This window comes from Parafrankia sp. EUN1f, from assembly GCF_000177675.1.
Taxonomy (GTDB): Bacteria; Actinomycetota; Actinomycetes; order Frankiales; family Frankiaceae; genus Parafrankia.
The window spans coordinates 1-9,897 of record NZ_ADGX01000231.1 but is presented as its reverse complement, the minus strand read 5'-3'; the positions used below and the strand labels follow the sequence as shown (position 1 = coordinate 9,897).

General features: G+C 71.3%; 8 protein-coding genes. All 8 read right to left on the bottom strand.

The window, feature by feature from the left end:
- Positions 1-122: 122 nt before the first annotated feature.
- On the bottom strand, positions 123-986 hold the full coding sequence (locus tag FREUN1FDRAFT_RS35965; RefSeq protein ID WP_157475770.1) for a hypothetical protein: 864 nt from the start codon (positions 984-986) through the stop codon (positions 123-125).
- 32 nt (positions 987-1,018) lie between these two features.
- Complete coding sequence (locus FREUN1FDRAFT_RS35960; protein WP_006545327.1) at positions 1,019-1,462, bottom strand: hypothetical protein; 444 nt, start codon at positions 1,460-1,462, stop codon at positions 1,019-1,021.
- Between the two features lie 52 nt (positions 1,463-1,514).
- Positions 1,515-2,108, bottom strand: a complete 594-nt coding sequence (locus FREUN1FDRAFT_RS35955) for an ATP/GTP-binding protein (protein WP_006545326.1) — start codon at positions 2,106-2,108, stop codon at positions 1,515-1,517.
- The gene (locus FREUN1FDRAFT_RS35950; RefSeq protein WP_006545325.1) at positions 2,089-2,481 is read right to left on the bottom strand and encodes a DUF742 domain-containing protein; all 393 of its coding nucleotides are present in this window, start codon (positions 2,479-2,481) and stop codon (positions 2,089-2,091) included. Before FREUN1FDRAFT_RS35950 ends, FREUN1FDRAFT_RS35955 begins: the two co-directional genes overlap by 20 nt.
- Positions 2,482-2,522: 41 nt before the next feature.
- Positions 2,523-2,933 carry a roadblock/LC7 domain-containing protein gene (locus FREUN1FDRAFT_RS35945; protein WP_006545324.1) on the bottom strand — a complete coding sequence of 137 codons (411 nt, stop codon included), beginning with the start codon at positions 2,931-2,933 and terminating at the stop codon, positions 2,523-2,525.
- 3 nt (positions 2,934-2,936) lie between these two features.
- Positions 2,937-5,984, bottom strand: a complete 3,048-nt coding sequence (locus FREUN1FDRAFT_RS35940) for a nitrate- and nitrite sensing domain-containing protein (protein ID WP_006545323.1) — start codon at positions 5,982-5,984, stop codon at positions 2,937-2,939.
- 257 nt (positions 5,985-6,241) lie between these two features.
- Complete coding sequence (locus FREUN1FDRAFT_RS35935; RefSeq protein WP_232295576.1) at positions 6,242-7,327, bottom strand: LuxR family transcriptional regulator; 1,086 nt, start codon at positions 7,325-7,327, stop codon at positions 6,242-6,244.
- Between the two features lie 627 nt (positions 7,328-7,954).
- Positions 7,955-9,163, bottom strand: a complete 1,209-nt coding sequence (locus FREUN1FDRAFT_RS35930; protein WP_050796171.1) for a sensor histidine kinase — start codon at positions 9,161-9,163, stop codon at positions 7,955-7,957.
- Between the last annotated feature and the right edge of the window lie 734 nt (positions 9,164-9,897).

The window sequence follows — 9,897 nt, the reverse complement described above, 5'->3', positions numbered from 1 at the left end:
CGCCATGCACGCGTTCGCACCCGCGACAGATGTGGGACTCCACGCCCCGTCCGTGGTGTTGGGGTTCGTGTCGGCCTGTGCGGGCACGAACCCCCGACTCCACGGCTGGCAGGACCCGCCTGTCAGCGGCGCGGCGACGACAGCGACGTAACGTCTGCGGGAAAGAGAATGAAACCGGACATATCGCCGTCCGCGCTGAACACGCCGAACCACTCCCCCGTAGGCGGAGCGACGACCCGCCAGTCGCCATCGGCCCAGTTCACCTCGACCCGCATCGTCACCGAGACGACGTCATCGCCGCCCCCGAACCGGGTGAGAACATACCGTACCGTCGCGTTCTCTGATGAATAGCTCTCAAGCTTCCATCCGGTGATCTCAATTTGCTCATAGGTGCGGCGGGTAAGATTGCCGACCGCTCGCCCGGTCGACCCGTGATCCTCTTTACCGTCGGAGCCGTTCACCTGGTTGCCCCGCCGGCGCGGATCGATTCCTGAACCGAACTCGGCCGCCGGCCAGTGACCGGAACCGCTCCCGGGCCCATCCGCGGAACATTCACGCAGGTCAGCGCCCTGTTGCCGGGTGGCGATCCGCCGACAGGTGGTGATCACACCGTCCATGCCTATGACCTGGAAGGCGATGTTCACAGCGCCGACGACAGCGCCGAGCGGAGAACGCGCAAATCCCGCCACGCCGTTCTCGTCCATCACCCATGGACCGGCCGACGGACTACGTGGCAGTCGTATTCGCCCCACTTGACCCGATCCGTCCGCCGCTGTGTCGGTACTACCGGAGCGCCGACTGCCGGCGGGTTCACTGAAGGTGGTGGTGATTGCGGCGGGAATCATGCCGGTTCCGCATTCCTGGCCGGTTCCTGCCAACGGATGGCCGGTTTCTGCCAGCGGGTCGTAGAAGTCGACGTCGGCCAGGCTGATGTCCCGCGTCCGGGCCCAGATCCGGAGCAGCACCCAGACCGTCACGCCGAACACCGTCCCGGCCTCGGCCGTCAACAGCAGCAGAGTCACGCGCATTCTCCGGGAACGGGCCCGTCCACCGGCACCATCCGCTGGTAGCCGGCCGCGAACGGCGTCGGCGGCCGGTCGGCGAGGTCGGCGAGGTCGGAATGCCGGTCCGAGCCGGCCACGAACGGCGCCGCCGGCAGATCGGCCAGCTCGGGATGCCGGTCCGAGCCGGCCGCCATCCGGGCCGCGGCCAGCAGCGCCCGAGCCACCTGGGCCCATTCACTGCAGTCACCGCCGATCGCGCCGCGGATCGTCTCCAGGCTGTGCAGCTCGTGGGAGAGCCCGCCGGCGACATAGGCCGGCATGCGCACCATGACCGCGGGACGTCGGCTGTTGGGCGGGTCCTCGACCTCGATCTGGTCCTCCCAGTCGACATAGACCTCCATCTCGATTCCGGGCACTCGGCCACGCGGCCGGGGCAGGTCGAGGTTGTGGCTTGACATCACGGCCTCCTGAGATCCCCCCGAGCTGATCGTCACCGCCGAGCCCGGCCGGTCACGGACCATCCAGTGGTTCTCCGGTAAGGGCAAGTTCCAGGGCATGGCGCACGAGATGGACGAGCGTCGTCTGCGCGCTGTCCGGGCGCCGGGCGTCGCAGTACATCACCGGCCTGTGCGGAGCGAGGTCGGCGGCATCACGGACCATCGGGAGCGGGTATTCATGGGAGTTCGCCTCGAAGCGGTTGACCGCGACCAGGAACGGCACCTGGCGGTTCTCGAAGAAATCGATGGCGGGAAACGAGTCGGCCATGCGTCGGGTGTCGACCAGCACCACCGCGCCGATCGCTCCCCGGACGAGCTCGTCCCACATGAACCAGAACCGGTCCTGGCCGGGAGTACCGAACAGATACAGAATGATGTTGTTGCTGAGCGTGAGGCGACCGAAGTCCATGGCCACGGTGGTGGTCGTCTTCCTGTTCACCGCGCTGGTGTCGTCGACGCCGACGCTGGCGCTGGTCATCGCCGCCTCGGTGGTGAGCGGTTCGATCTCGCTCACCGACCCGACGAACGTCGTCTTGCCAACTCCGAAGCCACCGGCGACGAGCACCTTCACCGCGGTGGGTGCGCGTCTAGAGAGTGGTGAGACCATGCAGAACCCTCCGTAGGAGCTCCGGGCTGGGTCGATCAGGATGTTCGGGGCGGTGGACGGAGACCATTCCGCCCCGCGCCATGTCGTCGATGAGTACCCGCACCACCATCAACGGCAGTTTCAGACGGGCGGAGATCTCGGCGATCGAGTGAATTCGCATGCACAGGATCGCGATGTCGTGTTCCTCGGGAGCGAGCCGGCCGCGCCGCCGGATCGCCGCCATGCCGCCGTCGGTGGTCGCGACGAGCGCGACGAGCTCCAGCGGCACCGCCGGCGTCGTGCGTCCTCGGGTCACCGCGTAGGGGCGGACGAACGCCTCGGCGTCGTCCCAGTGCTCGCCCGGCGCCGGCGACCCGGACCAGTCCTCGGGCACCGTCTACCTCCCTCCCCCGCTGGCACGCGGTCCGGGTCGACTCAGGACGGCAGGGCCGCCCGCATCTGGCTGCGAAGCTCCGGGGTCAGGAACCGGCCGGCCCTGCTGACCAGGTGCGCCATCTCGTAGGCGATCTGGCCGACGTCGGCGTCGGCGGTGCTGGAGACGGCGAGGCAGGCGCTGTGGCCGACAGCGGTGATGAACAGGTAGCCGTTCTCCATGTCGACCATCGTCTTGTTGACCTGGCCCCAGCCGTGCTGGCGAGCGGCGCCGCGGGCCAGTGCGTCGAAGCCGGACGCGACCGCGGCGAGCTGGTCGGCCGCCGTGCGTTCGATCCCGCTCGACGTGGCGAGCAGCAGTCCGTCCGCGGACAGGACAACCGCGCACAGGATGTCGGGAACGGTCTCGCGCAGGCGATCGAGCAGAAAGGAGAGGTCGGGCTGTCGGTGCATCGCTTATCTCCCGTCGAGGTCGTCGGCGTCGCGCATTCCGCGTTCGAATGCGCTGGTGAAGCCCTGGGCGAGCGCACGAGCGGCCTCGGGGTCGGGCGGGCGGGCGGTGCGGCGGGCCGGCTGCTCCGCGTCGGGTTCGGAGCGCAGGCTCTCGGCGAGATGCGCCCCGCGGCGGCGGCGCGGCAGGTCCTCAAGCCGTGGATGGCCCCCGGTGCCGCCCGGCACGGTCGCGGCCGCACCGTCGCTGCCCCGCAGCGGTCCGAACAGGGGGTCGAAGACGCCGCTGTCGGCCAGGTCCATGGCGCTGTGGGCAGCCACGCCGGGCGGACGTCCTTCGCTGCCGCGGCGCGAGGATGGGTCCAGGTCCGGATCCAGGCGCACCGGCCGGACGTCGTCCGGTGGCACTCTCGAACCGCTGTATCCGCCGTATTCGCCGTACCCGCTGCGCCGGCCGTTGCCGCCACTGCCGCCACTGCCGTCTTGGCCGCTGTAACCGCCCGGCCTGCTGCCGTTTCCGCCGTGCCTGCCGTATCCGTCCTGGCCGCCATACCCGCCACTGCCGCCACTCCCGCCGTGCCCGCCCGGCCCCCCGGAACCCAGCGGTGCGCCGGCCCCCGCCGCGAGCGGGTCGAAGCCGGGCGCCGCACCGGACCGGGCGGCCGCACCGGAACCGGCCGAGCCCCGAGCGCCCTCGGCGAAGTCGCGGGTGCCGTACATGCCTGCCTCGCCGGCTCCGTTGGCCCCGTGATCGCTGTGAGCACCGTGAGCGGCGTGCGCCCCGTGGGTCGAGTCGGCGAACCCGCCGAGGCGCACGTCCGCCCCGAACCCGTCGGGACGTCCATAGCCGTCGCCGTGCCCGTTGTCACCGCCCCGGCCCATGCGGACGGTGTCCCCGGAGCGGCTCGAACGGCCGTCCGCGTCGCCGGTCAGATCGACACCGATGCCGCTGCCGGCCCGCGCGCCGACCGGGTGGGGCGCTGTTCCCGTCCCGACGGGCAGCGCGAACTCCTCGGTGGGCGCGTGCCTGCCGCCACCGTTGCCGCGATCCCCACCGGGACCGCCGCCCGGGCCCAGTTCCGGCCTGCGCCGCCCCGGGTCGTCCGGACCACCGCCGGTACCACCGGTACCACCGGTGCCGCCCGCCCTGCCCGCCGGAAGCATCGCGGTCTGGTGGGCGACCTCGGTGTGGATGAGACCCGCGGGAATGATCGTGACCACGTGCACACCGCCGTAGACGCTGGGCTTGAAACGCACCGCGATCCGGTGCCGGGCGGCGAGGCGCGCGACGACGAACAGACCGATCTGGCTGCCGTGCGTCGAGGCCTCGAACGGCGGCGGGTTCGCCATGCGGTGGTTGGTCGCGGCGTACGTCTCGTCGTCGAGGCCGACCCCGCGGTCCTCGATCTCCACCGTCCAGCCCTGGCCGACCCGGCTGGCCTGCACCGTCACCGGCGTGTCGGGCGGGGAGAAGGCGGTGGCGTTCTCGATGAGCTCGGCGAGCATGTGGGTGAGGTCACCGACGGCGGAGCCGACGATCTCGACATCGGACGTCGGCAGGTGCACATGGACCCGGGTGTAGTCCTCGACCTCGCTGACCGCCGCCCGCAGCACCTGGACCAGCCGGACCGGGCCGCGGAAGGTGCGTCCCGGCTGGCCGCCGGACAGCACGATGAGGCTTTCGGCCAACCGCCGCATTCTGGTGGCCTGGTGGTCGACGCCGAACAGCTTGGTCAGGATCTCGCCGTCCTGCTGGTCGCGCTCCAGTTCGTCGATCAGCCGGAGCTGGCGCTGGATGAGGCTCTGGGTGCGCCGCGCCAGCGTCTGCAGGATGGCGCCGACGCTGCGGCCCTCGGCGACCTCGTAGGCCGCCGTGACGGCCGACGAGTAGGTGACGTTGAAGGCGCGCGCGACGTCACCGATCTCGTCGCCGCCCGCGGTCGGGAAGGCCGCGGGCTCCGCCTCAAGGTCCACGGGCTGGCCCTGCCGTAGCTTCGAGGTGACCTCTGGCAGTCGGCGCTGGGCGACGTCGAGCGCACCGGCGCGCAGGTTGCGCAGCCCGCCGACGATCCGGCTGGCGACACCGACGGACACCGCGACGGACAACGCGAGGACACCGGCCGCGAGCAGACCGGACAGCGCGGCCTGGCGCAGCGCCGCGTCGGCCAGCGTCCCGCTGCGATGCTCCAACTCCTCGACAACCTGCCGCTGGACCGCGCGGACCTGCTCGGACTTCGCCCCGCTCGCCGCCGCCCAGGCGCTGAAGTCGATCCGCTGCCCGTGCAGCACCTTGTCGCGCAGCTCGGTCACCGCCGCCTGGGTGGGGCCGACCAGCCTGTCGTAGAGGGCCACCTCGGCTGCGGTGGCGGACAGCCGGAACTGGGTCATCCAGGCGGTCTCCGTACCGATCGCCGACTGGACGCGGGTGACGCTGTCGGGCACCGCGGTGCCGAGCACGGCCGCCGACGAGACGTACCCGTACTGCTGGCTGATCGACTCACCCACCCGGGAGATCGCGGACAGCGCGGTCGCGACCCGCACGACGTCCGTGTCCTCGCTGCCGATGCCGACCATGGCGGCGCCGACGTCCAGCCAACCGGAGATCATCTGGTTGTAGGTGACGGTCCCCGGGCCGGGCTGCAGGGTCTGCGCGTCGACCCCGGCCCGCACGGTCGCGAGGCCCCCCATCTGGCCCTGGGCCGCGGCGACCGCGTCCCGGACCTGGTTGCGCGGGCCGGCGGGCAGCTCCGCGGCGGTCTTCGTGACGGTCGCGAGCGCCTCGTCGACGGGGCGTCGCGCGTTCGTCGAACGGACCGCGAAGTCGCGTTCCCGGTACCCGGAGCCCACCAGGCTGGACACGGCGTACCGCTCTGTCTGCAGGGAATACACAAGATCGTTGACGTGGATGAGGAACCGGGCCGCCGTGCGCGTCTGCTCGCTCGCCCGCTGCGCGGCGAGCTGACCGGAGACGACCCAGCCACCGAATCCGACCAGAGCAAGCAGTGGCAGGAGCAGCACCACGGTGATCTTGTAGCGAATGGGCCAGTTCCGCACTCCGCCACCTCTCGTCGGGACGCGGGGTCCGCCGGACGTCAAGTCACCCGACGGGACCGGGGCGTGGCAGGGAGGGGACACGCCACGCCCAGCCGTCAGCGCTCTGGGTGGCTCCACGGCCGCGTGCCGAGTACATCCACCACGCCGGAGCAACTCTGAGCAGCTATCTCGATCCCGTCGGCGAGCAGGACGGTAGTCGTGGTTGACGGTTGACCGGAAGAGTAATCATGTGACGCTTAAGGGACGCCGTGTCCTGTTCATGCCATTCCGACCGTTCGAGTGCCGGCAGCAGGGACCGTCGACGGGATCGCGGCCGCCGGCGGCGCGGCTGGCGGAACGGCCGAAGGAACGGCTGACGGGGCGCCGACGGCTGACGGGACAGCGGCGCCGCCCTGCTCCGCACCCCGGCCACCCCTGGACAGATAGCCGGACCGGGCGGCGGCGGCACCGAGCTGGAACCTGCTCAGGACGCCGAAGCGCTGGCACAGCTCGGCCACGTCACGCTTCACGGTGCGATCGGAGACCCCCAGCTCCCGGGCCGCCCGGCTGTCGTCCAGACCCATGTCGAGCAGGCGCAGCAGTGCTCGCTGGCGGCGCATCGTCGCCGGTTCGTCGACGACCACCTCCGCACTGCCGCGGACAGCGGCCGCCCGCTGGGTGCGGGTCACCATGTCGGCGACCGCCAGGACGAGCGTCGGCGCGACGACCGCGAACGCCCCGTCGTCGAGATCGTCGTCCCGCACGGGAACCAGGGCAGCGGTGGCGTCCCAGACGATCGCCCGCATCGGCAACGCAGGGGCCACATACACCTGACCGATGGGCGGCAGCCGCCGCCCGGCGTTTCGCCGCCTGGCCGCCGTGACCGCACCGGGCGTCCAGACGCTGGCGACGTGCACTCCCCGGCCCGCGGCCGGGACCAGCAGATCCGGGACGTCCCCACCGAGGCCGGGCGGCGGCGGACCACTGAGCAGGAATCGGATGGACTGCGTGGACTTTCCGGTGAGTTCGGCCATTCGCGGGAAAATCTCATCGCGGGCGAGAACCTGGATGCCGGCATTCGTCCCCGCTCTGCGGCGGCCGGCGACGTAGTCCCCGAAGAGCCCCGAACGGTAGAGCTGGGCCCGTTCATCCGCCATTCGGGCCCGTTCGGCCACCAGCGCCGCCTCACGTACCGCGTGCCGTGCCTGCAGCACGCGCGCCGGGTCCTGAGGCTCCCACTGGTGCCCGACCTGACGGACCAGACCGGCCTCTACCAGCCTCTCCATCTCCGCCTGGACGATCGGCTCCGGCCGGCGCAGCCATTCGGCCAGCAGGTCGACCCCGCTGTAGGGGTGGCGTGCCACCGCCCGCCACACCTCGTCTGAGAATTCATCCAGTCCATCGAATCCGAGTTCGGACAGGCGCATCTACACCCCTTCCCGTCTCCTGGCGGCACCGGCAACGAACATTCCAGACACGTCCCGGAAACACTCCGCTGGATTTACCGGAAATTGCGGCACGCGCCAGACACGACACTGCACTGACGCACCGATTACGACTGGTTACGGCAAGCTATAACAGCCGCGAGGACTCTTCAATGGCTTCGCGGGAAATTGCCGGGAGATTCCCGTAACACCACAACGTGCACGCAAAGATGATCGATCATTTGCGTTGTCATGGTCTTGCATGGTGTATTCAAAGGCGGATCTGTTCCGAATCCCGCTTGCGCGACCATAGCTCCAACAGCTGCCAACGCCAGCCCATCGGGGCTCAGGCGGCGGACGTCCGCCCACGTCAAAAGGCCGCGGACGGCCGCGGCGGGCCGCGTCACACAGCCCGGTCCGTGCACCGGCCGGTAACTCGATCGTTACTCGCCCGCCTTCTGGTGCCCCGGCAGGAATCACTGACCGGCCCGGCGGCGGGCTTTTCGGGGCCCGCCGGAGCGGCCGGAAAGAGATTCGAATTCGGCCGGCCGGGGGTCGCGCGGCGGCTTATCGCCCCGACGGTTCCCGATCCCGCCAGGGCACCGTCGCCTCGACGCGCGTCGGCCCACCGTCCGGGCTGTGCACGAGCAGGGTGCCATCGATCGCGCCCAGCCGTTCCGCAAGCCCCGCGAGCCCGCTCCCCGAGCCGACCCGTGCCCCGCCCCGACCGTCGTCGGTCACCACCAGCCGCAGCCGGCCCCCGACCCGGCGCAGGTCGAGAACCGCGGAGACCGCCTGGCTGTGCTTGCTGATGTTCGTGACCAGCTCTGCCGCGGTGAAGTAGACGATGCCTTCGATCGCCGGGGCCGGCCGCCGCGCCAGCTCGACCGTGACCTGCACCGGAACGGTGCACCGCGCGCCGAGCGAGGCAACCGCCCCCGGCAGGCCGCGGTCGGTCAGGATCGCGGGGTGGATCCCGCGGGCGAGATCCCGCAGCTCGCGCAGTGCCAGCTTCACCTCGTCGTGGGCCTGCTCGACCATCCTCGCCGCGGCCTCGGGGTCCTCCTCGAGCTTCTCCCGCGCCATCCCCAGCCCCATGGCGAGTGCGACCAGCCGGGCCTGCGCGCCGTCGTGCAGGTCCCGCTCGATGCGGCGCAGATCGGCGGCGGCGGTGTCGACGACGGTGCCCCGGCCCGTCTCCAGCTCCCGGATCCGGCGTTCCATCCGGTCGGACGGCGACAGCAGCGCCGAGATCATGGCCTTGTCCACGGCGCCCAAGGCCCGTGCCACCACCGGCAGCACCGGCCAGGCGACCAGAAGCAACACCAGTGTCACGACGAACGTGATGATCGCCCAGGGCAGGCGGACGAAGAAGTACAGAACATGCCGCCAGCCGACCGGATCCGCCAACGCGGCCCACAGGCGAGCCATCGAGCCGGGCGGCGGTGGCGCCGGACGGGACGCCGCCGGGATGTGCAGCCCGAGCAGCGCCCGGGCACGCGCGCGCTCGACCGTGCCGAGCGCGCGGGTGACGACCAGCCCGATGCGGAGCAACGGCAGGCCGATGACGGTGATGGCCAGGCCCAGCGCGAGGGAGAACCACGTGACGACGAAGGCGAACCCGACCAGCCCCAGCGGGAGATCCAGGAGCAGGAACAGCACGCGCCGCCAGGAACGGACGTCCAGCGCCAGGACAGGCTCCGCGGCCGCGCCGGTGCCCGCGCGCCCGGCCGCGCCGGTGCCCGCACGCTCAGCGGCGTCAGCGTGCACGCGCACGCCGGCACCCGTGCCCAAGCCCACGCTCCCGCCGGCATCCACGCTCCCGCCGACACCCCCGCTCACGCGCCGGTCGCCATGCTCGCGCCGGTCGCCATGCTCGCGCCGGTCTCCATGCTCGCGCCGGTCTCCATGCTCGCGCCGGCTCCGGCGCCCGCGTCGACGGGACCGGCCACGGGCGCTCCTTTCGATCGGGCGGCACGGCGAACTCGCCCCGGGCGGGTCGGCGCCGCCGCGCGCTGACCAACGTTGCGCTGGCAAGCCTGCCGGAATGGCAGGGGGTGGCGAGCCGCGTCCGGTTCGCCCCCCGGAACGCAGAGAAGCGTGGTTCCCGGCCCTCGTCAAGGGTCGACCGATAACCGCCGGCGACACGTCACTACGGAAACACTCCTATTCAACACTCCTCGCTGTGCGCCTCCCGGTGAACAGTCACGGCATCCGGGGTTCATTCCAGCGGAGCGGGCGACGTCCCGCTCCGCCGTGATCCGAGAGCACGAGACCACGATTCATGGCGACCCGGCCCAGGGTGTCGCCGCGGGTGCCCACCGAGCCGGGTCGCGCGGCGACGGAATGCTCCCGATGTCCCACGGATGCCGAGTTGGGAGCGGCCAGCTCGGCATCCCCGCCCAACCCGGCCACCACGGCCGCCGGCTCCGGTCACCCACGATCGGCGAGTACCGATCCAGCCCGATCGCAATGCCGTTCATGCTGTGGCGCCTGAAGTTCTACCGGGC